24 protein-coding genes are annotated in these 25702 nt (G+C 55.6%); 2 read left to right on the forward strand and 22 right to left on the reverse strand.

The features are described from left to right. Position 1: 1 nt before the first annotated feature. The 19 genes from NSS88_RS02765 to sucC form a co-directional block, all read right to left on the reverse strand. Positions 2 to 1114 (reverse strand): flagellar hook-length control protein FliK, encoded by a 1113-nt coding sequence (locus tag NSS88_RS02765; protein WP_033015991.1) that lies wholly within the window; start codon positions 1112 to 1114, stop codon positions 2 to 4. Then, the gene (locus NSS88_RS02770) at positions 1111 to 1713 is read right to left on the reverse strand and encodes a MotE family protein (protein WP_049624595.1); all 603 of its coding nucleotides are present in this window, start codon (positions 1711 to 1713) and stop codon (positions 1111 to 1113) included. Before NSS88_RS02770 ends, NSS88_RS02765 begins: the two co-directional genes overlap by 4 nt. Further along, complete coding sequence (gene fliJ, locus NSS88_RS02775) at positions 1714 to 2160, reverse strand: flagellar export protein FliJ (protein ID WP_033015998.1); 447 nt, start codon at positions 2158 to 2160, stop codon at positions 1714 to 1716. A gap of 38 nt (positions 2161 to 2198) precedes the next feature. Beyond that, positions 2199 to 3506, reverse strand: a complete 1308-nt coding sequence (fliI, locus tag NSS88_RS02780) for a flagellar protein export ATPase FliI (RefSeq protein ID WP_080706533.1) — start codon at positions 3504 to 3506, stop codon at positions 2199 to 2201. Beyond that, positions 3484 to 4263 (reverse strand): flagellar assembly protein FliH, encoded by a 780-nt coding sequence (fliH, locus tag NSS88_RS02785; RefSeq protein WP_061580834.1) that lies wholly within the window; start codon positions 4261 to 4263, stop codon positions 3484 to 3486. Before fliH ends, fliI begins: the two co-directional genes overlap by 23 nt. Further along, positions 4247 to 5266: a flagellar motor switch protein FliG gene (gene fliG, locus NSS88_RS02790; RefSeq protein WP_341082928.1), complete on the reverse strand. Its 1020-nt coding sequence runs from the start codon at positions 5264 to 5266 to the stop codon at positions 4247 to 4249. The genes fliH and fliG overlap by 17 nt, the downstream gene beginning before the upstream one ends. A 12-nt stretch (positions 5267 to 5278) precedes the next feature. After that, on the reverse strand, positions 5279 to 6868 hold the full coding sequence (gene fliF, locus NSS88_RS02795; protein WP_341082929.1) for a flagellar basal-body MS-ring/collar protein FliF: 1590 nt from the start codon (positions 6866 to 6868) through the stop codon (positions 5279 to 5281). 84 nt (positions 6869 to 6952) lie between these two features. Next, a complete protein-coding gene (gene fliE, locus NSS88_RS02800; RefSeq protein WP_033016005.1) occupies positions 6953 to 7249 on the reverse strand; it encodes a flagellar hook-basal body complex protein FliE in 297 nt (98 codons plus the stop codon). Positions 7250 to 7270: 21 nt separating this feature from the next. Next, positions 7271 to 7723: a flagellar basal body rod protein FlgC gene (gene flgC / locus NSS88_RS02805; protein ID WP_049624594.1), complete on the reverse strand. Its 453-nt coding sequence runs from the start codon at positions 7721 to 7723 to the stop codon at positions 7271 to 7273. A gap of 3 nt (positions 7724 to 7726) precedes the next feature. Next, positions 7727 to 8116 carry a flagellar basal body rod protein FlgB gene (flgB, locus tag NSS88_RS02810; protein WP_049626444.1) on the reverse strand — a complete coding sequence of 130 codons (390 nt, stop codon included), beginning with the start codon at positions 8114 to 8116 and terminating at the stop codon, positions 7727 to 7729. 197 nt (positions 8117 to 8313) lie between these two features. After that, a complete protein-coding gene (gene codY, locus NSS88_RS02815) occupies positions 8314 to 9093 on the reverse strand; it encodes a GTP-sensing pleiotropic transcriptional regulator CodY (protein ID WP_033016011.1) in 780 nt (259 codons plus the stop codon). Positions 9094 to 9109: 16 nt separating this feature from the next. Continuing rightward, positions 9110 to 10504, reverse strand: coding sequence for an HslU--HslV peptidase ATPase subunit (gene hslU, locus NSS88_RS02820; RefSeq protein ID WP_033008184.1), 1395 nt, complete (start codon positions 10502 to 10504; stop codon positions 9110 to 9112). A 396-nt stretch (positions 10505 to 10900) separates the two neighbouring features. Continuing rightward, positions 10901 to 12181 carry an IS110 family transposase gene (locus tag NSS88_RS02825; protein WP_012749092.1) on the reverse strand — a complete coding sequence of 427 codons (1281 nt, stop codon included), beginning with the start codon at positions 12179 to 12181 and terminating at the stop codon, positions 10901 to 10903. Between the two features lie 111 nt (positions 12182 to 12292). Next, positions 12293 to 12835 carry an ATP-dependent protease subunit HslV gene (hslV, locus tag NSS88_RS02830; protein WP_033016012.1) on the reverse strand — a complete coding sequence of 181 codons (543 nt, stop codon included), beginning with the start codon at positions 12833 to 12835 and terminating at the stop codon, positions 12293 to 12295. A 24-nt stretch (positions 12836 to 12859) separates the two neighbouring features. Further along, complete coding sequence (xerC, locus tag NSS88_RS02835) at positions 12860 to 13762, reverse strand: tyrosine recombinase XerC (protein ID WP_033016013.1); 903 nt, start codon at positions 13760 to 13762, stop codon at positions 12860 to 12862. A gap of 92 nt (positions 13763 to 13854) precedes the next feature. After that, positions 13855 to 15930: a type I DNA topoisomerase gene (gene topA / locus NSS88_RS02840; protein WP_033016014.1), complete on the reverse strand. Its 2076-nt coding sequence runs from the start codon at positions 15928 to 15930 to the stop codon at positions 13855 to 13857. 78 nt (positions 15931 to 16008) lie between these two features. Next, complete coding sequence (gene dprA, locus NSS88_RS02845; RefSeq protein ID WP_049624365.1) at positions 16009 to 16890, reverse strand: DNA-processing protein DprA; 882 nt, start codon at positions 16888 to 16890, stop codon at positions 16009 to 16011. A gap of 63 nt (positions 16891 to 16953) precedes the next feature. Then, a complete protein-coding gene (gene sucD / locus NSS88_RS02850; RefSeq protein ID WP_015374401.1) occupies positions 16954 to 17856 on the reverse strand; it encodes a succinate--CoA ligase subunit alpha in 903 nt (300 codons plus the stop codon). A 17-nt stretch (positions 17857 to 17873) separates the two neighbouring features. Further along, on the reverse strand, positions 17874 to 19034 hold the full coding sequence (gene sucC, locus NSS88_RS02855; protein WP_020278184.1) for an ADP-forming succinate--CoA ligase subunit beta: 1161 nt from the start codon (positions 19032 to 19034) through the stop codon (positions 17874 to 17876). 261 nt (positions 19035 to 19295) lie between these two features. On the opposite strand from sucC, the gene NSS88_RS02860 reads away from it, so the two are divergent. Next, positions 19296 to 20732, forward strand: coding sequence for a DDE-type integrase/transposase/recombinase (locus NSS88_RS02860; protein ID WP_341082940.1), 1437 nt, complete (start codon positions 19296 to 19298; stop codon positions 20730 to 20732). 363 nt (positions 20733 to 21095) lie between these two features. On the opposite strand, the gene NSS88_RS02865 is transcribed toward NSS88_RS02860, so the two are convergent. Genes NSS88_RS02865 through NSS88_RS02875 form a run of 3 tightly spaced genes read right to left on the reverse strand, consistent with a single transcriptional unit; the run spans position 21096 to position 23764 of the window. Beyond that, a complete protein-coding gene (locus NSS88_RS02865) occupies positions 21096 to 21386 on the reverse strand; it encodes an EscU/YscU/HrcU family type III secretion system export apparatus switch protein (RefSeq protein ID WP_061580839.1) in 291 nt (96 codons plus the stop codon). Further along, on the reverse strand, positions 21383 to 22936 hold the full coding sequence (locus tag NSS88_RS02870; protein ID WP_061580840.1) for a hypothetical protein: 1554 nt from the start codon (positions 22934 to 22936) through the stop codon (positions 21383 to 21385). The genes NSS88_RS02865 and NSS88_RS02870 overlap by 4 nt, the downstream gene beginning before the upstream one ends. A 48-nt stretch (positions 22937 to 22984) precedes the next feature. Continuing rightward, positions 22985 to 23764 carry a ribonuclease HII gene (locus NSS88_RS02875; protein ID WP_341082944.1) on the reverse strand — a complete coding sequence of 260 codons (780 nt, stop codon included), beginning with the start codon at positions 23762 to 23764 and terminating at the stop codon, positions 22985 to 22987. A 260-nt stretch (positions 23765 to 24024) separates the two neighbouring features. On the opposite strand from NSS88_RS02875, the gene NSS88_RS02880 reads away from it, so the two are divergent. Next, positions 24025 to 25461, forward strand: a complete 1437-nt coding sequence (locus NSS88_RS02880) for a DDE-type integrase/transposase/recombinase (protein WP_341082940.1) — start codon at positions 24025 to 24027, stop codon at positions 25459 to 25461. The last annotated feature ends 241 nt before the right edge of the window (positions 25462 to 25702 follow it).

The raw sequence follows: 25702 nt of genomic DNA on the forward strand, positions 1-25702 counted from the left end.
CTTATGCGTCAGCTTCGATCCCGTCTAGCGCTAACGGGAAGGAAGATGATGGCTCCCGCTTTTGTTTTTGCCGCGATTCGCCCTGCTGCTGCCCTCCTTGGCGATTCCCGGAATACGGCGGCATCGCGGAGCTGTCATAATCCGACCAAACGGTCCATTTTTCGACCGTGATGGAACTCGCATCAAGCTGCTGAGCAAGCTGCGGCAAGTGGTTGCGGATCAACTCTTCCGCCGCATCGGTCGCCACAAGCAGCCGGGCGGTCAATTTTCCGCCTTCTTGCGCCATTTTCACCGTCACCGTTCCAAGATGTTCCGGATGAAGGCGAATAACAAGCTGCATAACGCCGTTTGGCAGCTTCACCCATCGGCCGAATTGCCATGCACGGGCTACTTGCTCGACAAACGAACTTTCCTTCCCTGCTTCCACCGTCCCCGCCTCATGGCCGCCAGGGACGAATGGAATCAAAGAGGCAAGGTTTGTCGAAACGAGCACACTATGCAGCTGGCGAGCGTCCTCCTGCTGCCGTAAAGAGGCTGGCCCGTACATCGAAGATAAAACTCGCGGCGCCAGCCAGCTGCTTTCACCGTTGGAATGCACCGCCATTTCCTTTCTAGCTCCCTCGGTTCGCGGCAAAATTTGTGAGAAAGGCGGCTGGTGTTCGCCATCGAAACGCCCGTTCATTTCTTTGGCCTGTTGTTCCAGCCAAGCAGCTTTGTCCAACCCGCTATTTTCATCCGTCTGTAGCCAAAAAGACGGAACGGCTGCCAGCGCTTTTGCACCAGCCCCTTCTTGGTTAACTCTTCCGCTTTCCCCATCAGCCGCCAAGGCTTCACCATCATTGTATGCAGCCGCCGGAGGGGCGTTTAAAACGTTGGCAGCGCCAACGTGCATAGCTGAAGCGGCCAGCCATAACGGCTCTGTCCATTCGTCTGTTATTCGCGGCTTCTTTCCTTCCGGCTGGGATGACCGTTCAATCCCCTCCTCAACCGGCAGCTTCCCGGTTTGCTTTTGCGCCAATAATGCCGCAAATGCGCTGGAAGCCGCTGTCTCTTTTCTCGCTGTCAGCTCCACGCCCGTTGGCTGCGGTGCAACTGCTGCGATCATCACTTTCATTCAGCCCCCTCCTCTCTCCCTGCCCATTTATGCAATGACGAAAGCAAGTTCGCCGCCTGCTCGGCCGGCATTTGTTCTAAAATAGCCGCGGCTTTGTCGCTATCGAGCCGGCTCAGCACCTCAAGCGCTTCATCCTCCGGCAGCTTGGCTAAAATAGCCGCGGCCTGCTTGTCTGACATGGCGTCGTACATGCTGATGACATCCACCGCAGACGCTTGTCCGCCGCCTTTTTCCTGCTGGGTCGGCAGCTGTTGCTGCGTCGACAGCCGGGCAATTTCCTCGTCTTTTGCCGCCAATTCGCTTTTTAGCTGCTCAATTTGCTTTTTTTGCTTGGCGATCGTTTGGTTTTGCCGCTTGATCGTCTGCTGTTGCGTCTCGATCGTGTTGGCCAGCGTCTTTTCTTTCTTCTTCCAATCAAACCATTCGGCGACGAACGGCACGCTGTCCACCCATTGTTTCGCCTTCACCGCATCAATGCCGGCCGCCTTTGCAATCAGCAAGAGGAAGAAAGCCGCAAAGAGGCTCGGGACGACAACGACGAACAACATCCATTGCCACCGGCTTGCCGTTTCTTCCTGCTGAAGTTTGCTGCCCGCCATCTATAACTCTCCTTGCCGCACAAAGCGCTGAACGGCTATTTCATCGAGCAAACGGCTTTCGGCCTCTTTTTCGCGCTGCTCTGTCCACCGCCGCACGCGCTCCTGCATTTTCTCATACTTTTTCACTTCAATATTGAGCTCAATGAGGCGCTGGTGCCGGCACTGCATTTGCTCGCGCGCCCGCATGACGATGAGCTGATAGTGATCAATGGTTTGTTGCAAACTGGCGAGATACTGCAGCGTATGGCGAATGGCCCCGACAGCGAGGCCATCTTGCAGCCGCCTGTCCCTTTCCGCCTCGCATCGTTCTTTTTCCTTGAGCAACTTGTACAGCGCCTCGGCCGCCTGCTCAAACTTGTGCACCGCTTCTTCGTATTCAGCCAGCGCTGCTTGCTTTTCTTTTTCCTTCATCGTCCATAGTTTTTGCAGCCGAAATGTCGACATCATTGTGGATCACCCTTCCCCCTCTTAACGCTGTGCCCCCGTCATGGCGGCGAAATGAGACGGAAAAGGGCATCAATGCTTTCGGCGCGCGTCGCCTTTTCCTCTATTTCTTGGCGGCAAAACGCCATCATTTGCGGATAACGTTCAATCGCCTCATCAATTTCTCGCGATGCCCCCCGCTTGTACGCCCCTATTTGAATCAAATCCTCCGAATCGATATAAGTGGAAAGGAGACGGCGGAACCGGTTCGCTGCTTCGCGGTGCTCAGCGCTGATAATATGAGGCATGACGCGGCTGACGCTTTTCAGCACGTTAATGGCCGGGTACTGGCCTTTATTCGCGAGCTGGCGTTCCAACACAAAATGGCCGTCCAAAATGCCGCGCACCGCATCGGCAATCGGCTCGTTCATATCGTCGCCGTCAACGAGCACCGTATAAAACGCGGTAATGGTGCCTGAGTCGCTCGTCCCGGCCCGCTCGAGCAGCTTCGGGAGCAAGGCGAACACCGACGGGGTATAGCCCTTTGTAGTCGGCGGCTCGCCGACAGCCAACCCGATCTCCCGCTGCGCCATCGCGACGCGGGTGACCGAATCCATCATCAGCATGACATCCGCCCCTTGGTCGCGGAAATATTCGGCGATCGCTGTCGCGGTGTACGCCCCTTTGACACGCATGAGCGCCGGTTGGTCCGAGGTGGCGACAACGACGACGGAACGGGCCAACCCTTCCGGCCCAAGATCGCGCTCTAAAAATTCGCGCACTTCGCGCCCCCGCTCGCCGATTAAGGCGATAACGTTCACGTCAGCCGATGTGCGGCGGGCGATCATTCCCATGAGCGTGCTCTTGCCGACGCCGGAACCAGCAAAAATGCCGACCCGTTGCCCTTTCCCGACCGCCAGCAGACTGTCGATGACGCGCACGCCGACTTCAATCGGCTCGGCGATCGGCGGCCGGGTGAGCGGATTGGGCGGATCGCGGTCGACCGACACAGGCTTCAGCCCGGGCGGCAGTGGGGCACCGTCCAACGGTTGGCCGAGCGGATCAAGAACCATGCCGATGAGCGCATCGCCCACATACACTTCGAGCGGCTTGCCGGTCGCTTCCACCAAACAGCCGGGGGCGATATGCGTCATGGCGGAAAACGGCATGAGCAAGACGTGGTGCTCGTGAAAGCCGACGACTTCCGCCGGAATTTTCCGGCCACTCGTTTCATGAATGTAGCAAAGGTCGCCGATCGAGCTGCCCGGACCTTTCGATTCGGTCATGAGCCCAACGACGCGCGATACTTTGCCGAATCGTTTGTACAAATCGACGGTGGCGATGTCCTCAAGAAGCGCCTGCCAGTTCAGAGGACATTCCCTCCTTCAGCCGTCTGTAGAGCGCTTCGCGCAGCCGTTCAAGTTGCATGTCTACGCTGGCATCGATGCGGCCGAACGGCGTTTCCACGAGACAACCGTATTCCGGCAACGCCTCATCCGGATAGATGAACAAATCGACGCGGTGCGGAAATAGCGATTTCAACAATTCTTGCTGTTCGGCTACCGTCTCATAACAACCCGGATGCACGTAAACGGACACTTCCGTTTGCCGCCGCACTTCCTGCAGCACTTGGCGCACAAGCGGCAAAAACGCGCTCCGGTCTCGCTCGAGCGTGGCGCCGATGATGCGTTCCGCCGCTTTCAGCGCCACTTCGAGCATCATCTCATCCGCCGCCTCGACCTTCGCATAAAATTCGTGATTCATCTGCTCCGCCAAGCGGCGGGCTTGGTCGATCCATTCGCGGTGTTCGCGAAGCGCCGCCTCGCGCCCGGCGGCGTAGCCGTCTTCGTACCCTTGGGCGCGCGCTTCCTGCCTAAGCCGGTCTTTCTCGCGCTCCCATTGCTCCCGTTCACGGGCCAGCTGTTCGCGCACCGTCTCGCAATATTGCTCGGCTTGGCGGCGAAGCGCGGCCGCCTCTTCTTTGGCGGCGGAAATCGCCTCGATTTCCTTTTGCCGATCCTCGTTCGAAGGCGGAACATCGAAAATGCAGCGCTGCACGGCGATCGTCTTTTTGCCGGCGCGCCCGGCCAATGCCGGCGCTTTAATGACGCTAGACAATAATATCATCTCCTCCCCCGCGGGCGATGACGATTTCCCCGGCTTCCTCGAGACGGCGGATAATGGCGACAATGCGCGATTGCGCTTCTTCCACATCACGCAGCCGGACCGGGCCCATATATTCCATTTCTTCTTTGAACGTCTCGGCCATTCTTGTTGACATGTTGCGGAAGACAATTTCTTTCACTTCATCACTCGCCACCTTAAGCGCCAGCATAAGGTCATTGTTATCCACTTCGCGGATGACGCGTTGAATGGCGCGATTGTCGAGCGTAACGATGTCTTCAAACACAAACATCCGCTTTTTAATTTCTTCCGCAAGCTCGGGGTCTTGAATTTCCAAAACCTCTAAAATCGTCCGCTCCGTGCTTCGGTCGACTTGGTTCAGCACTTCGACGACCGCCTCAATGCCGCCGGTTTGCGTGTAATCTTGCATCACTGTCGCCGACAGCCGCCGCTCCAAAATTTGCTCGATTTCGCTAATGATCTCCGGCGACGTGCTGTCCATAAGCGCGATGCGCCTGGCCACATCGGCCTGCATCTCTTGCGGCAGCGCTGATAAAATCTGCCCCGCCTGCGCCGGGTCTAAATACGAAAGAATGAGAGCGATCGTTTGCGGATGCTCATGCTGAATAAAGTTTAACAGCTGCATCGGGTCGGCTTTGCGGGCGAAATCAAACGGCCGCACCATAAGCGCTGATGTCAGACGGTTGATAATGTTCATCGCCTTGTCCGGGCCGAGCGCTTTTTCCAACACTTCTTTCGCGTAGGCGATGCCGCCTTGGGCGATGTAATCCTGCGCCAAAGCGAGCTGCCGGAATTCCTCAAGCACTTCCTCTTTTTGCTCGGCCGCCACTTGGCGGACGTTGGAAATTTCGAGCGTCAGCTTTTCAATGTCTTCTTCGGATAAATGTTTATAGATAGAGGCCGATACGTCCGGGCCGAGGGAAATGAGCAAAATGGCTGCCTTTTGCCTGCCCGTCAGCCCGCCTTTCCGATCGCGTTTTGCCATACGCCGCTCCTCCTACTCTTCCGATAGCCATGTTTTCAATAGTTTGGCAAACTCATCCGGTTTTTCTTTCGCCAACCGCTCCAGCTGCCGACGGCGCAGCACCGCCTCCGTCTCCGGCGGCTCCGGCAAATCCGGCTCGACCGGAAGCGGCGGGGCGAATGCGAGCTCCTCCTCTTCTTCTTCTTCATCTTCACGGCGGCGGCGCAGCCAGAAGAAGAGCAGTAGGGCAATGAGCAATAGCGCGCCTCCGCCGGCCGCGTACCACCACCACGCCGGCTGAACCGGCGCCGGTTCGGTGAATGCCGGTTTGCCGTTGAACTTTTGCACCGAGACGACGACGCGGCTATTGACATCTTGGTCGGTCAGCGCCTGCGCTTCTTCTTTGTCAATCGACGTCCGGACAATCGTCCCTAATAGTTTTTGAATGTCATTGACCGTTTCCGGCGGCAATGAATTCGGATCATCCGGATTTGGCGGCTCGACCATCACTTGAATGCCTAGATCGCGAATTTTATACGGGCTTTCTACGATTTGTTTTTTAATTTTGTTGACCTCATTGTTGATCGTTTCTTCGGTCCGCTCATAGTTTCCGTTCGTTCCGCCGTTTGCTCCTTGGTAGCCCGGCACTTCATTCGTCCCCGTTCCGGCCGTGCCGCCCGGCGGCGCACCGCTTCCCGAGTACGTCTCTTTAATGCGCTGGACGCTGACGGCAATGCCTTCATTGTTCTTTTCGTCCACCGGAGCGACCAACTGCTCCTCTCGCTTTTCCTGTGTAAAGTCGATGTCGGCCGTCACCGAGACAACGACTTTGTCCTGCCCCATCATCGTGCCGAGCATTCGCTGGACTTGCCGTTGAATGTCGCGTTCGATTTGTCGTTTGATCTGTTGCTGCTCAGTGAATGCCGCCGCTGTCGAATTTTTGTTTTCATTTTTCAAATCGAAATACTCAAAAAACTGGTTCATAATGACGATATTATCTGTAGAGAGGTGGGGAACACTTTTGGCGACGAGATGATACAAAGCCCGAATTTGCTCGTCGCTGAATTCATAGCCCGGCTTCGTCTTCAGCACGATCGAAGCCGAGGCTTCCCCCTTTTCATCGGAAACGAATACGCTCGGCTGCGGAAGATTAATCATCACTTTCGCGTCCTCGACGCCGTCGATCGTTTTGATTAAGTTGGCGAGCTCCGTTTGCATCGCCTTCAGTTTCACCATATTAAACTCGTTGTCGGTCATGCCGAAGCTCGCGTTTTGGCCGAAAAACGAATAATCAATAACCCCGCTGTTCGGAATGCCCTCGGCGGCCAGCTCGACTTTCAGCGCATCCACTTGCTCTTTCGGCACTTTAATTGTCGTGCCGCCATCCGTCACTTCGGCGGGAACACCGCGCTGATCCAGCGTCGCCTTGATTTGTCCGGCTTCTTGCGGCGTCAAATCGCTGTATAGAGGCACCATTTCCGTCCTGAAGGCGAAAAAAATACCGAGGCCAAGGATCAAAAGGACCGTAGCCGCGCCTCCGGCGGCAAGCCATTTCTGTTTTTTCGTCCGCTCTTGCCAAAACAAACGGGCCCGGCCCCACCACTCTTTCCACTTGTTGCTCATACGATTCCCCCGATCATCCAGCCATACAGCCGCCGCGGCCACCGTTCGGCCATGGCGGGCTCTGTATGTATCGTCCCTTGCTGTCTACAACGGCATGCGCATCATTTCCTGGTACGCCTCAACCGCTTTGTTACGGATTTCGATCGTCAGTTGCAGCGCGATGCTTGCCTTTTGCGACGCGATCATCACATCATGCAATTGGACGTTTTCCCCACGGACAAGCTTTTCTGTCAGCGCATCTGCCTCGATTTGTGCGTTATTGACATTGTTGAGCGCTTCTTTGAAAAAGGAGGCGAACTGCTTTTGCACCGCTGCCGGCTTCACCGGGCTTGAAGCGGCGGCCGCCGGCGCCAGCCCGATGCGGCTCACTCCATCAACCATTTGTCATTCCTCCTCTTCGGCTTATTTCCCGATTTCAAGCGCCTTCATGAGCATCCCTTTTGAAGCGTTCAGCGCGGTGACATTCGCCTCATACGAGCGCGTCGCACCGATCAAATCGACCATTTCTTTGAGCGGTTCGACGTTTGGCAGGCGAACGTAGCCATCTGCGCCCGCATCCGGATGGTCCGGGTCGTAGACGAGTTTAAACGGAGCCGGATCGTCAGCAATTTCGTGCACCCGAACGCCGTTGCCGACAGCTTCAGCACGTCCGAGGGCGGCCTGCAAATAGCCCGAAAACGCCCCGCTCTGCGGTTCGATGATGACCATTTTGCGTCGGTACGGCTCCCATTCGCCATTGACGAAGCGGGCCCGCGTCGTATCAGCGTTGGCGATGTTGGAAGAAATCACGTCCATGCGCAGCCGCTGAGCGGTGAGCGCCGACGCCGAAATGTTTAAGCTTTGAAACACGGACACAGCCTATTTTCCTCCTTTGATCACCATCTTTAGCGTATTGAATTTGCCGTTTAACCGCTCAATCAGAGCGTTATAATAAATTTGGTTTCCTGCCAATTTCGACATTTCTTGGTCGATATCGACACTGTTTCCATTATGATTGTAACTGATGCTGGCATTGGTCGTCACGACAATTTTTCCATTCTGTTCGTTTCGAAACGGAAAATGGCGCGGATCCGTCCGTTTGGCCTCAAGGGCAAGCGCCCGGTCAAGCTCCGCCTGAAAGCGCACATCTTTCGCCTTATAGCCCGGCGTATCGGCGTTGGCGATATTGTCGGCGATCGCCTGTTGGCGAAGCGCAGCGTAGCGAAGCCCTTGTTCAAGCCAACCGATCGTCGCTGAAAAGAGCGCCAATGGAATCCCCTCTTTTCTCCTATTTTTCGACAGTTTCTGCTAATTTTCATTTTACGGGAAAGAAAACCTAATGTATAGACGGAACTTGGTACTATTTTTCGAAGATGCCATGACAGAAAAACGATGCCAAAGATGTTTGTCAACAACAAAAAACCCGCCGGGCCAAAATACCCAGCGGGCTTAGGCAGCTATGCCGTTCAGCTTGATTTCAATTTTTCCAGTTCGCTTAAAAACTTGTCATTCAATACTTTAATGTACGTTCCTTTCATGCCGAGCGAGCGCGATTCGATGACGCCGGCGCTTTCAAGCTTGCGCAGGGCGTTGACGATCACCGAACGGGTGATGCCGACGCGGTCGGCGATTTTGCTGGCGACAAGCAGCCCTTCCGTTCCGTCAAGCTCTTCAAAAATATGTTCAATCGCCTCAAGTTCGCTGTAAGAAAGCGAGCTGATCGCCATTTGCACGACCGCCTTGCTGCGCGCTTCCTCTTCGATTTCTTCCGCTTTTTCACGCAAAATTTCCATGCCGACGACCGTTGCGCCATACTCGGCCAAAATCAGGTCATCGTTATCAAACTCACGATCAAGGCGCGACAAAATAAGCGTGCCGAGCCGTTCGCCTCCGCCGTTGATCGGAACGATCGTCGTCAAACCGGTTTTGAACAAGTCACGATTTTCCACTGGAAACGCCGTATATTCGCTATTAATATCGATATTAGGGGACGTTTCCGTAATGTTGAACAATTTTTTCGTGTATTCTTCCGGAAACTGGCGCTCCTCAAGCATCCGTTTCATCCGTTCGTTTTCAATCGACTGTTTAATGGCGAAGCCAAGCAGTTTGCCGCGGCGGCTGACGACGAACACGTTCGCTTCAATGACATCGCAAAGCGTTTCCGCCATCTCTTTGAAATTGACCGGCCGCCCAGCTGCCTTCTGCAGCATGGCGTTGATTTTTCGTGTTTTCTCTAGCAAGTTCATCGAGTCCATCTCCTCCTCATAAAATAAATTCGCTCAAATCTTTGTTTTTGACGATGCTGCCGAGTTTTTGCTCAACGTATTGCGGCGTGATGACGACTTTGTCGAGCCCGATATCGGGCGCTTCAAACAGCAAATCCTCAAGCAGTTTTTCCAAAATCGTATGTAGCCGGCGCGCGCCGATGTTGTCAGTCGTCTGGTTGACTTCGAAGGCCACTTCGGCAATCTTACGAATAGCATCGTCAGAAAATTCAAGACTTATACCTTCTGTTGCCAAAAGTGCCTGATATTGTTTAATGAGCGCATTATTCGGCTCGACCAATATACTTACGAAATCGTCAACCGAAAGTTTCGCCAACTCGACGCGGATCGGAAACCGACCTTGCAGCTCAGGGATCAAGTCGGACGGCTTCGCCATATGAAACGCGCCGGCGGCGATGAACAAAATATGGTCCGTTTTGACCGGTCCGTATTTCGTCATGACCGTCGATCCTTCGACGATCGGCAAGATGTCGCGCTGCACCCCTTCGCGCGAGACGTCGGCCGATCCGGACACCGCCCCGCTGCGGGCAATTTTATCAATTTCATCGATAAAGATGATGCCCGACTGTTCGGCGAGGCGGACCGCCTCTTGCGTCACTTCATCCATGTCGATCAGTTTTTGCGCTTCTTCATTGATGAGCACCTTGCGCGCTTCACTCACTTTCAGGCGCCGCTTTTTGCGTCGCCGCGGCATCAGGCTGCTGAGCGCGTCTTGCATATTCACGCCCATCTGCTCAATGCCCGTCCCTTGCAAAAAGTCAAAGAGCATTGGCGTCTGCTCCTCAATTTCAATCGTGACCATCTCGTTTTCGAGCTGGCCGTTTGCCAGCTGCCAGGCCACTTGACGCCGTTTTTGCTCGATTTGTTCATCCTCATGGCCGTAGCTGTTGTCCGACGGATTCCCTTGGCCGCCAAACAACAGCTCGAGCGGATTTTTGATCGTTTGCTTTTGTTTGCCCGGAACGAGCAGTTCAACGAGCCGCTTGTTCGCCTGTTGTTCAGCTCGGTCTTTCACCTCATTCATTTTTCGTTCTTTCACGATCCGAACTGACGTTTCCACCAAATCGCGCACCATCGATTCGACGTCGCGCCCGACATAACCGACTTCCGTAAATTTCGTCGCCTCAACCTTGATAAACGGCGCGCCGACGAGCTTCGCGAGACGGCGGGCGATCTCCGTCTTCCCGACCCCGGTCGGGCCGATCATTAAAATGTTTTTCGGCATTACTTCATCGCGCAGTTTTTCATCGAGCAAACTGCGGCGGTACCGGTTGCGAAGCGCGATCGCCACCGCCTTTTTCGCCTCTTTTTGTCCGACGATAAACTGGTCGAGCTTCTCAACAATTTGCCGTGGAGTCAACGATTCCGCCATCATCGGCCTCCTCCCTCTAGAAATGTTGATTTATCAAGGCTTTTCGGCCCCTCAGGGGTGTCCAAAAAATATTTTTCGACAAAATCTCTTACATCCTTTTTCAGTTTTGTGTATATCTTACAGACCTAGGGTGCGCTTCGCGGCCACGGCTGGTTATATTTTCCTGCCGTGGGGGAAGCGTATTCGATGCACCCTTTGGATCTCCGCGTCGCTGATGAGGACGAACCCTCCCATGTCTCCGGGCGTCTTCGCGCCAACATTCCCTCGTTCGGTCTCGTCATCAGGCGGAGGCCGGCCAAGCTCCTTTGGGGACTCAAGGTCGAATGGATAAAATCACGCCAGCTTCTCCGGTGTCATCTCGTTGTCCAACGATTCTTCCGTTCGCAGGGGGAGGCCTTAGGCCGCCCGTTGCACCTGGGACAAGACGTCCTGTTTCATTCGCTCCGCGTCAAACGCTTGTTTCTTCGTACAAATCGCAAACAGCACATTCAACAGCTTCCGGCACAAGGCGACGATGGACTGCTTTCCGGTCAGCGGATTGACGGATCGGGTCGTATAATACTCATGCAGCTCGCGAAACGCCTCGTTGTGCCGAATCAGCGGAATCATCGCCCGAAACAGCACCGAGCGCAGCCGTTTCCGTCCCCGTTTGGAGATGTGCTTTTGCCCTTTGCGCTGGCCGGAGGAGTTCTCCTTGAGCGTCAGGCCCGCCAACTTCACCAATTGGCGCGGGTCCCGATAATGGGCGAAGCTGCCGATCTCCGCCAGCAGATCGATGATCGTGGCGTCTCCCAACCCGTCGACCGTTTTCAACCATTGGTACTCCATCGTCGTTTGAACCAATGCCTTCAACTCGGCGTCCAGTGCAGCGATCTCCGCCTCCAATTGGCGGTATCGGCGGACGAGCGCGGCGATCTCAAACCGGGCCATCGCTGTCCCTTCCGTCACCCCAATCGAGTCCTTCGCGGTGTTGATCAACGCCTGAATTTTGGCCTTCTGCGGGCATTTCATCCCTTCGCTTTGCCGGTACACCTCAAGAAGCTCCTCCACCGTCCGGCCGGCCATATCAGCCGGAAGCGGCGTCCACTCCAACACCGAAAGCGCCGTTTTCCCCAAGTCACGAAACACGGTCCAAAACTCTGGAAAATACCGATCCGTCCAGCGGACGATCGCGTTTTTCACCGCCGTCTGTTCCTTGCGGAGCTTCTCTTTGAGCGTGCTCCCCACGCGCAAATCGGCTTCAATCTCGTGCAGCAGCCGGGGAACGAGGAATCGTCCGTCTTTTGCCAGTCTGGCAATGACCAGGGCGTCTTTGGCGTCGTGTTTCGTCGGCAGGTTGTCATCAAGTTCTTTCGACCGGCACACATGCGCCGGGTTGACCATGACCAACGGGATCCCGTGCTCCTCGAGGAAGTAGGCCAGGTTCAACCAGTAGTGCCCGGTCGGCTCCACGGCGACGATCACCTCTGACTTCCCGAACGCTTGCATCGCCCCCTGAATCGCTTTATACAGCTGTTGAAACCCCTCTTTCGACTGGAAGATCGGGAACGATTTGCGAAGCACGCGCCCCCGGTCATCCACGAAGCAGGCGTAGTGGGTTCGTTTCGCGATATCGATGCCCACGACAAGCGTTTGTTCCGTAACTTGATCAATTTTATAGTTTTGTGTACAATTCATCTGAAGTCCTCCTTGGCATGATGGTAGGTATTGTTTGACACCCCTGCATCATACCAAGAGGGCTTTTTTTGATCAAGTCCCCGGAAAAGCTCCTAACGGGAATGCTCCTTTTTACAGCTCTTCGACAATAATATGGCTGTTCGTATAAACGCAAATGTCAGCGGCGATCTCAAGCGCCGCCTTCGCAATCTCCTTGGCGGTCATCGAGCCGCCGGCGTACTTCTTCAACGCACGCCCAGCAGCCAACGCATACTGACCGCCCGAGCCGATGGCGAGCATGCCGTCATCCGGTTCAATCACTTCCCCTGTGCCGGAAATCAGCAGCAAATGTTCCTTATCCATGACAATCAACATCGCCTCAAGGCGGCGCAACACTTTATCGCTCCGCCACTCTTTCGCCAGCTCGACGGCCGCACGCGGCAAGTTGCCGTTGACCTGTTCCAGCTTGCCTTCAAACATTTCAAACAGCGTAAACGCGTCCGCCACTGAGCCGGCAAAGCCGGCTAGCACTTTGCCTTGAAACAGGCGCCGCACTTTTTTCGCTGTATGCTTCATCACGACGGCGTTGCCGAACGTCACTTGGCCGTCGCCAGCCATCGCCGCTGCGCTGTTATGGCGGATGGCAAAAATCGTCGTTGCATGAAAGCGTTCCATCGCTTTCCCCTCCTTACATGCGGGCTATGCCCGCGGATGCGCCTGCAAATAAATATGTCGCAACCGGTCTTTCGTTACATGTGTATACACTTGCGTCGATGACAAATGCGCATGGCCGAGCAGTTCCTGCACCGAACGGAGATCGGCCCCTTCGTTGAGCAAATGAGTCGCAAACGTATGCCGAAGCACATGCGGGCTGATGTTTTGCGTCAGCGCAGCAGCTTCGACAATCCGATCCAAAATATGGCGCACTCCCCGAGGCGTGAGCGGATTGCCTCGGGCGTTGACAAATAAATAGCGGTGGTCCGCCCGCAGCTTTCTGGTCAGCTCGCGTCGGCCCCCATGAATATACCGTTCAAGCGCTTCGCGGGCCGGACGGCCAAACGGAACGTAGCGCTGCTTGTTTCCTTTGCCGTGAATGAGCACAGTTTCCGCCACAAAATCGACATCAGACAGCTGTATGTGACAACATTCACTAACCCGAGCACCAGTCGCGTACAACAACTCAAGCAGCGCCGTATTGCGCTGGCCGAGGGCCGTATTTTCATCATTGACAAGAAACAACGCTTCTAATTCTTTCGGGTATAAAAAATTAGGAATTTTTTGCTCTTTCTTCGGCAGTGTCGCAAGCGCAAACGGATTTTCGGCCGCCCGCCCTTCGCGCATCAAAAATTTGTAAAAGCTGCGCAAACTGGAAATTTTACGGGCGACCGAACGGCTGGCCAAATGCTGGCCATACAGTTTCGTCAAATATAAGCGGACGTCGCTGTAGGCGACTTGGTCAAGCTCATTGATCCCTTCTTCGTTCATGAACTGGAAAAACTGCTCAATATCGCGCCGGTAGCACGCAATAGTATATTGTGAATAATTTTTCTCGATTTGTAAATATTCCATGAACAATTGTAACGCAAATGTCGCATTTTTCATCGCCTCACCCCGCAATGCCTCTACATCGTACCATATGATTGGTTGCAGCGCAACTATTTCTTCTAAAATTCTGAATTGTGTTCAACACTCCGTTATGTTTCCGGCTGTTCTTCATAATCGCAGGCCGTGCACTGCACTTGCACGCCTTTTTTTAACTTTTTCTCGACAAGCAGGCCGCCGCATTTCGGGCATGGGCGGGCAAGCGGTTTATCCCAGGAGACAAAATCGCACTCCGGAAAGCGGCTGCAACCGTAAAAGATCCGCTTTTTCTTCGTGTTGCGCTCGACAATCTCTCCTTCATGGCACTTCGGGCATTTGACGCCGATTTGTTTGACGATCGGCTTCGTATGGCGGCATTCGGGAAAATTGGAGCAGGCGATAAACTTGCCGAAGCGGCCCATTTTGTACACCATCGGGCTGCCGCATATGTCGCAGTCGATCCCGGCCGGCTCGTCTTTAATCTCCACTTCGCGCATTTCTTTTTCCGCCACTTTCAACCTTTTCTCGAACTCGCGGTAAAACTCATCGACGACTTTGATCCATTCCACTTTTCCCTCTTCAATTCCATCCAGCTCTTTTTCCATTTTCGCCGTAAACTCGACATCGATGATTTCCGGGAAAAACTCTAGCATCAGCTCGACAACGATTTCCCCGAGCTCCGTCGGGACGAACCGTTTGTTTTCCAACACGACGTAGTTGCGTTTTTGGATCGTATCGAGCGTCGGGGCGTAGGTCGATGGGCGGCCGATGCCGAGCTCCTCCAACGTTTTGACAAGGCGCGCTTCCGTATAGCGCGGCGGCGGCTGGGTAAAGTGCTGCTTCGGGTCGACCGCCTCGCTCTTGACCGTCTCCCCTTCCGTCAAGTCCGGAAGAAGCCGGTCTTGCTCTTCCGCTTGATCGTCCGTCCCTTCAATATACACTTTCATAAACCCCGGAAACTTCACCGTCGAGCCGCTCGCGCGGAACACGACGCCGTTGTTTTCCAGCTCGACGCTCATTGTGTCGAGCACCGCCGCCGCCATCTGGCTGGCGATAAACCGTTCCCAAATGAGTTTATACAACCGAAACTGGTCGCGCGTCAAATATGGCTTCACGTTCTCCGGATCGCGAAACGCCGAGGTCGGGCGAATCGCCTCGTGGGCGTCTTGGGCGTTCGCGCTGTTCTTTTCTTTCCGCTTCTCCTGACTGACGTACGCCGCGCCGAATTTGGCCTCAATGTACGCTGCCGCCTCTTGCTGCGCCGTTTCGGCGATGCGTGTCGAATCGGTGCGCATGTACGTAATGAGCCCGACCGTTCCTTCGCTGCCGAGGTCGATCCCTTCGTACAGCTGCTGGGCGATCATCATCGTCTTTTTCGTGCGGAAATTCAGCTTACGCGCCGCCTCCTGCTGCAGTGACGATGTGGTAAATGGGGGCACCGGGCTGCGTTTTCGCTCCCGCTTTGTCACCGTTTTCACCGTAAACGCGGGCCCGCTCAAGCGGGCGAGCACCGCTTTGACGTCCGCTTCCGTTTTTAATTCCCGCTTTTCGCCGTCCATCCCGTAAAACGAAGCCGCAAACGCCTCATCCCCTTTTTGAAACGTCGCTTGAATCGTCCAATATTCTTCCGGCTGAAACTGGCGGATTTCTTTTTCCCGGTCGATGATCAGACGGAGCGCAACCGATTGGACGCGGCCGGCGCTCAACCCTTTTTTGACTTTTTTCCATAAGAGCGGGCTGATGTTGTAGCCGACGAGGCGGTCGAGCACGCGCCGCGCCTGTTGGGCGTCGACAAGATTCATGTTGATGGAGCGCGGCTGCTGGAACGACTGTTGAATGGCATCCTTTGTAATTTCATGAAAAACGACGCGGCAGTCTGAGTGAATGTCTAAATCGAGCATGTGGGCCAAATGCCAGGCGATCGCTTCCCCTTCCCGATCCGGGTCGGCGGCAAGAAACACTTTTTTCGCCTTTTTGGCCGCCATTTTCAGCTCCTTAATCACCTGGCCTTTGCCGCGAATCGTAATATATTTCAATGCGTAACCGCGGTCTATATCAACGCCCATCTGGCTTTTTGGCAAATCGCGAACGTGTCCCATCGAAGCTTTGACCGTATATTTTTTTCCTAAGTACCGCTCGATCGTCTTCGCTTTCGTTGGCGATTCGACGATAACCAAGTAGTCTGACATCCATCTTCCACCCCTAGGAAGTAAATTGAAATCTTCATTATTATTAATGATTATTGCCGCATTTGTCAAACATGATCATTATACGTACGGGAATTCGACGATGATGTCTTCCGCTTCCTGCACTAGTTTTGCCCCGTGCTGAATAAGCGTATTCGGCCCGGCTGCCTCGGCCGCCCCGATCGGACCGGGGACGGCAAACACTTCCCGCCCTTGCTCGAGCGCATACGCGGCGGTGATGAGCGAACCGCTTTTCCGTTTCGCTTGCACGACGAGCGTGCCGAGCGACAGTCCGCTGATGATGCGGTTGCGCGCCGGAAAGTGCCATGCCTGCGGCTTCGTTGCCGGCGGATGTTCGGCGATGACAAGCTGTTCATTCATCAAATAGCGGGCGAAGGGCCAGTGCGCTTTCGGGTAAACATGATCCAGCCCGCCGGCGATGACGGCGATCGTCGTTCCGCCGTACTTGACAGCAAGCCGATGGGCATGAATGTCGATGCCGGCAGCCAGCCCGCTGACGATCGTCCATCCGGCGGCCGAAAGGGGCGGAACAAGCTTGTCAAGCGCTTCGAGCCCGTATTTGGTCGGGCGCCGCGTGCCGACGATGCTGATCAACTTTGTTTGTTGAAGCAAGCCGGCGTTCCCTTTTGCATACAGCACCCATGGCGGCGCGTAAATATGCTTTAACAGCGGCGGATAGTGATCATCGAACACGGTTATGACGTGAATGCGGCGAGCTTGATACGTTTTGATGAGCCGGTGAAGATCAATGGAATGCAGGTCGCGGAAAAAAGCAGCGAATTGTTGAGAAGTAAGCGGAACGAGCGGGCGAAGGGATTGAGGGGACATGAAAAATGGAGCGGCAAGCGTCGGGTCCGCGTCAAGCAGAGAGCGGATCGTCTTCCAGCCGGCTCCGCGGCAATGGTGAAGATGAATGAGCCGGTCGCGAACTGTATCGTACATACCATTCTCCTTTCTGCGTCAATGGCAAACAGCGCCCCGCACGGCAACGTGCGGAGCCCCATGTTAATGCGTTTTGCATTTTTCGTATAAACCGCGCTCTTTCAAGACCGAAATGAGCGTTTCGCCGATGACGGCCGGCGTTTCCGCTACTTTGATGCCGCATTCGGTCATTTTCTTGATTTTTTCCGCCGCCGTGCCTTTGCCGCCGGAAATGATAGCGCCGGCATGGCCCATCCGTTTGCCCGGAGGCGCCGTTTGCCCGCCGATAAAGCCGACGACCGGCTTCGTCATGTTCGCTTTCACCCATTCGGCCGCTTCTTCTTCCGCCGTGCCGCCGATTTCGCCGATCATAATGACCGCGTACGTCTCCTCGTCTTCGTTAAACGCCTTCAGCACATCGATGAAATTCGTGCCGTTGACCGGGTCGCCGCCAATGCCGACCGCCGTCGATTGGCCGATGCCGGCTTGCGTCAATTGGTGAACCGCTTCATACGTCAGCGTGCCGGAGCGCGAGACGATGCCGACGTGCCCTTTTTTATGGATGTAGCCCGGCATAATGCCGATTTTGCACTCTTCCGGCGTAATGACGCCCGGGCAGTTCGGGCCGATGAGGCGAGTCTTTTTCCCTTCCATGTACCGCTTCACTTTCACCATATCGAGCACCGGAATGCCTTCGGTGATGCAGACGACAAGATCAAGCCCGGCGTCGACCGCTTCCATAATAGCGTCTGCAGCAAACGCCGGCGGAACGTAAATGACCGAGGCGTTCGCGCCTGTTTTTTCGACCGCTTCGGAAACGGTGTCAAACACCGGCACGCCTTCGACTTCCGTGCCGCCTTTGCCCGGCGTAACGCCACCGACAATGTTCGTGCCGTATTCAATCATCTGTTTTGTATGAAACAGCCCTTGCGAACCGGTAATCCCTTGTACGATCACTTTCGTATCTTTATTGACAAAAACACTCACGTGTCTCCCTCGCTTTCTTAACGTACTAGCTCGACGATTTTTTGCGCGCCGTCCGCCATCGATTCCGCCGCCGTAATGTTCAAGCCCGATTCTTCTAAAATCTTTTTCCCGAGCTCGACGTTCGTACCCTCAAGACGGACGACAAGCGGAAGCGTGAGGCCGACTTGCTTCGTCGCTGCGACGATGCCGCTCGCGATGACGTCGCATTTCATAATGCCGCCGAAAATGTTGACGAAAATGCCTTTCACGTTTGGGTCCGACAAAATGATTTTGAACGCTTCCGTCACTTTTTCCTCGCTGGCGCCGCCGCCGACATCGAGGAAGTTGGCCGGCTCGCCGCCGTAATATTTGATGATGTCCATCGTCGCCATCGCCAAGCCGGCGCCGTTGACCATGCAGCCGATGTTGCCGTCAAGGGCGATGTAGTTCAAGTCGTATTTCGATGCTTCAACCTCTTTCGGATCTTCTTCGTCCAAATCTCGGTATTCGAGCACGTCCGGGTGGCGGTACAACGCGTTCGAATCAAAGTTCAGCTTCGCGTCAAGCGCCATCACCTTGCCGTCGCCGGTGACGACAAGCGGGTTGATTTCGGCGATCGAGCAGTCTTTGTCGACAAACACTTGGTACAAGCCCATCATAAATTTGACCGCTTGGTTGACGAGATGCTTCGGAATGTTGATGTTGAACGCCAAGCGGCGCGCTTGGAACGCCTGCAGCCCGACGGCCGGGTCAATGTACTCTTTGAAAATTTTCTCCGGCGTTTTCGCCGCGACTTCTTCGATTTCCGTGCCGCCTTCTTCCGAGCCCATCAACACGACGCGCGAGGTGGCGCGGTCGACGACAAGGCCGATATAGTATTCTTTTTGGATGTCGCACCCTTCTTCAATCAACAGCCGTTTCACTTCTTTTCCTTCCGGGCCGGTTTGGTGGGTGACGAGCACTTTGCCGAGCAGTTCGCTGGCGTATGTACGGACTTCCTCTAAGCTTTTCGCCACTTTCACCCCGCCCGCTTTGCCGCGCCCGCCGGCATGAATTTGCGCCTTGACAACGCATACCGGCGTGCCGAGCGCTTTGGCGGCTTCCACTGCTTCATCAACCGTGAACGCGACGCGGCCGTTCGGCACGCTTACGCCATAGCTTCGCAAAATTTCTTTTGCTTGGTATTCATGAATGTTCATGCGCCAACCTCCTATGTATGAAACGGTATTGTCAAAAGTGTATCCTCCACACTCACGGTTTTCCCTTGAGTTTCAACGGTTGAACGAAAAAAAGCTTGCCACCCCCGTTGTTTTCGGGGTATTGTCAAAAGTGTATCCTCCACACTCACGGTTTTCCCTTGAGTTTCAACGGTTGAACGAAAAAAAGCTTGCCACCCCCGTTGTTTTCGGCCATCATTGAGGTAACGACACCCAACAGCCAAAACAAAGGAGTGACAAGCTTTGTTACCTCAATTATTAGCCTATTTGCTCGAAATAATCAAGACCCAATATCAAATCATTGTGTATTTGATGGGTGTGATCGTGGGAAAATCCTTGAATCTCGAGGACTTGGACGAACCCATCCAAAAGCCGTACCGGAAACTTCAGGTCGATGACCTTCCGATCATCGATGTGCCGGAAACCCTTGATTACCGGAAGCTGTTGGCAGACTATGAAGCCCAGCACGGACGTCCTTTACGGCCCATCCAGCGCCGCGCGAATGCGAAACACCGTGTTCCGGATTCGTTGACCTGCCCTCGCTGCCAGGCTCCCTCTTCTTACCTGTACGCCAATAACGGCGGAAAAGGGCAATACCAATGCAAAGTGTGCCAGTGCCGGTTCAACCACCGAAATCGGTTCACCAAGCAAGCGGTCTTTCGCTGCCCGCACTGCAAAAAGACGCTGGAAAAGATCAAGGAACGCAAAGAATACCACATCTATAAGTGCAAGAACAACGATTGCCCGTTTTACCAGGCCAACCTTCGCCGGATGACCAAGAAGGAGCGCCAACAGTTTCAACAGGATCCTCAAGCCTTCAAGGTGCGGTATTTGTTTCGAGAGTTCTTGTTTGACTTTCTCCCGTTGGCTTCCTCGTCGCCCATCCAACCGAAGGTCGATTTGTCCCGGCTGGCTGCGTCGCCGCACGTGTTGGGGCTCGTGTTGACGTACTACGTCAACTTTGGGATGTCCTCGAGGGAGACCGCCGCCGCCATGAAGGACATCCATGGCGTCTCGATCTCCCATCAGACGGTGCTCAACTACGCCAACAGCGTCGCGCTTTGGATCAAGCCCTTTGTCGACCGGTTCCCGTATGAGCTGTCCGGTTCGTTTTGCGGGGACGAGACGTATATTCGCGTCAAAGGGCGCTGGCATTACCTGTTCTTTATGTTTGATGCCGTCAAAAAGATCGTGCTGTCGTATCGCGTCTCGCCCAAGCGGGACACGCTCTCGGCCATCCAGGCCATCGATGATGTCCTGCGAAAGCTGCCGTCCCTCCCAGACGACTTGTCGTTTGTCGTGGATGGCAACCCGATTTACCGGCTGGCGCAACACTTCTTCGCCCAGCACGGGATTTCGTTTGACGTCCGCCAGGTGATCGGCCTAACCAACGAAGATCCGGTCTCGGAAGAGTTTCGCCCTCTCAAACAGATCATCGAGCGATTCAACCGGACCTTTAAAGGCAACTACCGCCCGACCCATGGGTTTGGTGCGGAAGAAGGCTCGGTGTCCTTTGTGACGCTGTTTGTGGCGTATTTCAACTTCCTGCGCCCGCATAGCGCACTCGAAGGCCGGGTCCCGGTCGTCATCCCGGAACTGGCGGATCTTCCGCATATGCCGGCCCGGTGGACGAAGCTCATCGCCATGGCACAAGCGTTTCTCCAACAAGAGACGGCCTGACTTTTTTGTCCGCCGGAGCCCGTTGAACAGAACTCCTGCCGGATTCGGCGAAGCGAACCCTTGACCAACCGAACACCGCCAAAGGTAAAATTCGGTCATGGCAAGGGCGGCTTTCCTATTGCCTTCTTTTTGTCCCCGTCGCCCTTGACGACTCTTTCCCACCTTTGGCGGGTGTTGGTCAAGGGCGAATCCGGCCCTCCGCATGCCCCACGATGCTCAATGGGATGATCTGTGTGGAGTTTTCATAGAACTTTTGACGCTACCTATGAAACTGAAAAAGTCTTAGCGCTTTCATTTTATATCTAACATTTCCCGCTTGTCCACCGTTTTGCCGCAAAATTGAGAAATTAGGAGATTGGAAAATCATCCCTTTTCCCCCTCCGTTTCCTGTTTCGCCGCCTGATCCAGCTGATAAAGGAACGCAAACAACTCCGCCACAACCGCATACAGCGCTTCCGGAATCGTGTTATCGATTTCCACTTTGCTGAGAAGTTCAACGAGCGACGGATCCTTTCGAATCGGCACGCCATGCTGTCGGGCGGCAGCGATGATCGCTTCCGCCGCCGTTCCCGCTCCCTTCGCTTTCACGACAGGCGCTTCGTGAACCGCCGCGTCATAGGACAGGGCGACCGCTTTTTTCCGCTCCTCGCTCATACGCGCCAATCCACCTCGCTGCTGCAGCCGGCAAACGGCAGCACGGAAGGGGCCGGGGGACTAGCTTCGGCCGCTTTCACATCAATGCCCGACAGCAGATAACCGTGCGCCTGAAGACGCTCTTTCACCAGCGGGGCAAAGCGATGAGCGAGCTCCGGCAGCCTCGGATCATCGTGAAAAAGGGAAATGTGGACGATCCGCCGCTGCACACGCATATCGATCAAAATCCCGCCCAGTTGTTCGAGCGTGACGCTGCAAACGATGCGGCTATAATCGGGATCAAGCGCCCCTCCATCCTTCCGCCGCCCTTGCCAATAAACCGAAAAATCGTGGTTGCGCCCGCCCAGCGGCAAAGGAAAAGAAATCCAAATGTGCCCGACAGGCCCATCGCTTCCGGCGATGACGGCCATTCCGTCAAGGCGGTCAAGAAACGCTTCCGCCGCGGCTTCTGCCTCTTTGCTTCCCGCTCCGCCGAGCAGATGAAGAAGCAGCCGTCTCAACGAAGGAGCCATCGGCGGCGCGCCTCTTGTTTTCAACGCTTCGGCGAGCATCGCCTCATCCTCAAGCCCGAGGCGGCCAGCGATCCGCCTCAACCAATGAAACAGCGACAGCGCCGGGTCGCCGGCCGTGCGGACAGACGTCCACAGCTTCGCTTCCGCCTCTGACAGCGCACCGCTTTTGCAGGCGGCATCGACAGCGGCAAAGCGCGCGAAAAACGCTTCCTCGTCCGTCAGGCCGAGCAGCTTCCCGACTTCAGCAAACTGCCGCTGCTGCATGGCGTTCTGAATGGTAGCCATCCGTCCTGCCGGTAGCGGAACAAGCCCGAGGCGGAAAAGAAGCGCATGAGCCGGCCCCTCCGCTCCTTCTTCCGCTGTCAACAACAGGCGCACCGCTGCCTCATAGGCGAACAGCGGCGGCGAAAGAAGACGGTCAGCCGCCTGCTTGAACACCGGCGCCATCGGGCCTGAAGAACGTTCAGTGAACACCGCTTTTAGCCTTTCAAGCTGCACTGCGAGCGGCTCTCCGGTCCGCGCCGCCCACAGTGCGCGAAATACGGCGGGAGACGGTGGGAGGCGGCGATGGAACAAATAAGCAAGCACCTCCTCCGCGTCGGCCGGCCGGCCGGTTTTCCGCACCGCTGCAGCCAGTTCCGCCGCTTCTTCTTTCGTTACGGCCGCGCCTGCCTTCAGCGCTTGGCGAAGCACCGGGAGCGCGGCCTCGGGCAGCTTCCACGCCTGCTGCCATCGGCGGACGACATCTTCACGGGGAACCGCCTGCTCCGGTTCGGAAAGCGCGACCGCTTTCCAGTAAACGTTGCTGCCGCTTTCCTTGATTTCAAACAAGTACGTGCGCCCGGCGGCAAGCGGCGCCTCGAGGCGGGCGCGCACGAGGCGGCCGCCGGTGCGGACAAGCGCTGTCCGCTCCCCCGTCTCCGCCTCTTCCACCCGCTCGATTCGGCCGACAACCGCCTGCCCCGGCCGAAACTGTCCGCTTGACGCCGCATCACGGACGGCGGCGACAGGAACGGTTCGTTCCATCCGCTCCACCATTTTGCTTTCCCCCTTTCGTCCCGGCCCGCATCCCAGCCGTGGGGCCGGCTAATTTTCAACGCCCGCCGCTTCCTTTACCGGCGCGAACGAGCGGCGGTGCTCCGGCGTTATGCCGTAACGGCGGATCGCCTCGAGATGCTCCGGCGTCCCGTAGCCCATATGACGGGCAAACCCGTACTGCGGATAGCGGCGGTCGAGCTCTTTCATCAGCCGGTCGCGCGTCACTTTGGCCATAATGGAAGCCGCGGCGATCGAAGCGCTGTTGGCATCGCCTTTCATCAGACGCCGCTGCGGCAGCGCGCACGGCACCGTCATCGCATCAACGAGCAAGTAGTCAGGCGGCGGCGACAGCGCGCTGACCGCCTTTGCCATCGCCTGTTTCGTCGCCTCGTAAATATTCCGCTCATCAATTTCCGCCGCACTGACAATGCCGATGCCGACCGCAACCGCACACGCCTCAATTTGCGCAAACAACGCCTCGCGCTTGGCTGCTGTCAGCCGTTTCGAATCGTCAAGCCCTGGCAAGTAGGCGTCAGGCGGCAAAATGACCGCCGCCGCGACGACCGGGCCAGCAAGCGGCCCGCGCCCGGCCTCGTCAATGCCGGCGATTCGTTCGATGCCGGCGGCGTACAGTTCACGCTCATAGCGCATCAACTCCTCCCAACGCCGCCGCATCACTTTTTCCCGCTCTTTTTGTTTCACAAAACGGGCAAGCAGCGCCTGCACGCTTTTCCGTTCATCGCGCCGCAGCATCTCCCAGCGCGGGTCATCCTCGCCGCCAAGCTCCGGAAGCAGAGCTTCGATTTCTTTTACCGTGTACTCCTTCATGTTTCTCTCCCTTTTCTACTTATGGTATTGTCAAAAGTGTATCCTCCACACTCACGGTTTTCCCTTGAGTTTCAACGGTTGAACGAAAAAAAGCTTGCCACCCCCGTTGTTTTCGGGGTATTGTCAAAAGTGTATCCTCCACACTCACGGTTTTCCCTTGAGTTTCAACGGTTGAACGAAAAAAAGCTTGCCACCCCCGTTGTTTTCGGCCATCATTGAGGTAACGACACCCAACAGCCAAAACAAAGGAGTGACAAGCTTTGTTACCTCAATTATTAGCCTATTTGCTCGAAATAATCAAGACCCAATATCAAATCATTGTGTATTTGATGGGTGTGATCGTGGGAAAATCCTTGAATCTCGAGGACTTGGACGAACCCATCCAAAAGCCGTACCGGAAACTTCAGGTCGATGACCTTCCGATCATCGATGTGCCGGAAACCCTTGATTACCGGAAGCTGTTGGCAGACTATGAAGCCCAGCACGGACGTCCTTTACGGCCCATCCAGCGCCGCGCGAATGCGAAACACCGTGTTCCGGATTCGTTGACCTGCCCTCGCTGCCAGGCTCCCTCTTCTTACCTGTACGCCAATAACGGCGGAAAAGGGCAATACCAATGCAAAGTGTGCCAGTGCCGGTTCAACCACCGAAATCGGTTCACCAAGCAAGCGGTCTTTCGCTGCCCGCACTGCAAAAAGACGCTGGAAAAGATCAAGGAACGCAAAGAATACCACATCTATAAGTGCAAGAACAACGATTGCCCGTTTTACCAGGCCAACCTTCGCCGGATGACCAAGAAGGAGCGCCAACAGTTTCAACAGGATCCTCAAGCCTTCAAGGTGCGGTATTTGTTTCGAGAGTTCTTGTTTGACTTTCTCCCGTTGGCTTCCTCGTCGCCCATCCAACCGAAGGTCGATTTGTCCCGGCTGGCTGCGTCGCCGCACGTGTTGGGGCTCGTGTTGACGTACTACGTCAACTTTGGGATGTCCTCGAGGGAGACCGCCGCCGCCATGAAGGACATCCATGGCGTCTCGATCTCCCATCAGACGGTGCTCAACTACGCCAACAGCGTCGCGCTTTGGATCAAGCCCTTTGTCGACCGGTTCCCGTATGAGCTGTCCGGTTCGTTTTGCGGGGACGAGACGTATATTCGCGTCAAAGGGCGCTGGCATTACCTGTTCTTTATGTTTGATGCCGTCAAAAAGATCGTGCTGTCGTATCGCGTCTCGCCCAAGCGGGACACGCTCTCGGCCATCCAGGCCATCGATGATGTCCTGCGAAAGCTGCCGTCCCTCCCAGACGACTTGTCGTTTGTCGTGGATGGCAACCCGATTTACCGGCTGGCGCAACACTTCTTCGCCCAGCACGGGATTTCGTTTGACGTCCGCCAGGTGATCGGCCTAACCAACGAAGATCCGGTCTCGGAAGAGTTTCGCCCTCTCAAACAGATCATCGAGCGATTCAACCGGACCTTTAAAGGCAACTACCGCCCGACCCATGGGTTTGGTGCGGAAGAAGGCTCGGTGTCCTTTGTGACGCTGTTTGTGGCGTATTTCAACTTCCTGCGCCCGCATAGCGCACTCGAAGGCCGGGTCCCGGTCGTCATCCCGGAACTGGCGGATCTTCCGCATATGCCGGCCCGGTGGACGAAGCTCATCGCCATGGCACAAGCGTTTCTCCAACAAGAGACGGCCTGACTTTTTTGTCCGCCGGAGCCCGTTGAACAGAACTCCTGCCGGATTCGGCGAAGCGAACCCTTGACCAACCGAACACCGCCAAAGGTAAAATTCGGTCATGGCAAGGGCGGCTTTCCTATTGCCTTCTTTTTGTCCCCGTCGCCCTTGACGACTCTTTCCCACCTTTGGCGGGTGTTGGTCAAGGGCGAATCCGGCCCTCCGCATGCCCCACGATGCTCAATGGGATGATCTGTGTGGAGTT

The organism is Geobacillus sp. FSL W8-1251 (assembly GCF_038005945.1).
Classification (GTDB): domain Bacteria; phylum Bacillota; class Bacilli; order Bacillales; family Anoxybacillaceae; genus Geobacillus; species Geobacillus stearothermophilus.

Bases quoted from the DNA above. Each gene is read 5' to 3' on its own strand.
- NSS88_RS02765 (WP_033015991.1), bottom strand. From the start codon at position 1,114: ATGAAAGTGATGATCGCAGCAGTTGCACCGCAGCCAACGGGCGTGGAG.
- NSS88_RS02770 (WP_049624595.1), bottom strand. From the start codon at position 1,713: ATGGCGGGCAGCAAACTTCAGCAGGAAGAAACGGCAAGCCGGTGGCAA.
- fliJ (WP_033015998.1), bottom strand. From the start codon at position 2,160: ATGATGTCGACATTTCGGCTGCAAAAACTATGGACGATGAAGGAAAAA.
- fliH (WP_061580834.1), bottom strand. From the start codon at position 4,263: ATGATATTATTGTCTAGCGTCATTAAAGCGCCGGCATTGGCCGGGCGC.
- fliG (WP_341082928.1), bottom strand. From the start codon at position 5,266: ATGGCAAAACGCGATCGGAAAGGCGGGCTGACGGGCAGGCAAAAGGCA.
- fliF (WP_341082929.1), bottom strand. From the start codon at position 6,868: ATGAGCAACAAGTGGAAAGAGTGGTGGGGCCGGGCCCGTTTGTTTTGG.
- fliE (WP_033016005.1), bottom strand. From the start codon at position 7,249: ATGGTTGATGGAGTGAGCCGCATCGGGCTGGCGCCGGCGGCCGCCGCT.
- codY (WP_033016011.1), bottom strand. From the start codon at position 9,093: ATGAACTTGCTAGAGAAAACACGAAAAATCAACGCCATGCTGCAGAAG.
- hslU (WP_033008184.1), bottom strand. From the start codon at position 10,504: ATGGCGGAATCGTTGACTCCACGGCAAATTGTTGAGAAGCTCGACCAG.
- NSS88_RS02825 (WP_012749092.1), bottom strand. From the start codon at position 12,181: ATGAATTGTACACAAAACTATAAAATTGATCAAGTTACGGAACAAACG.
- hslV (WP_033016012.1), bottom strand. From the start codon at position 12,835: ATGGAACGCTTTCATGCAACGACGATTTTTGCCATCCGCCATAACAGC.
- xerC (WP_033016013.1), bottom strand. From the start codon at position 13,762: ATGAAAAATGCGACATTTGCGTTACAATTGTTCATGGAATATTTACAA.
- topA (WP_033016014.1), bottom strand. From the start codon at position 15,930: ATGTCAGACTACTTGGTTATCGTCGAATCGCCAACGAAAGCGAAGACG.
- dprA (WP_049624365.1), bottom strand. From the start codon at position 16,890: ATGTACGATACAGTTCGCGACCGGCTCATTCATCTTCACCATTGCCGC.
- sucC (WP_020278184.1), bottom strand. From the start codon at position 19,034: ATGAACATTCATGAATACCAAGCAAAAGAAATTTTGCGAAGCTATGGC.
- NSS88_RS02865 (WP_061580839.1), bottom strand. From the start codon at position 21,386: ATGAGCGAGGAGCGGAAAAAAGCGGTCGCCCTGTCCTATGACGCGGCG.
- NSS88_RS02870 (WP_061580840.1), bottom strand. From the start codon at position 22,936: ATGGTGGAGCGGATGGAACGAACCGTTCCTGTCGCCGCCGTCCGTGAT.
- NSS88_RS02875 (WP_341082944.1), bottom strand. From the start codon at position 23,764: ATGAAGGAGTACACGGTAAAAGAAATCGAAGCTCTGCTTCCGGAGCTT.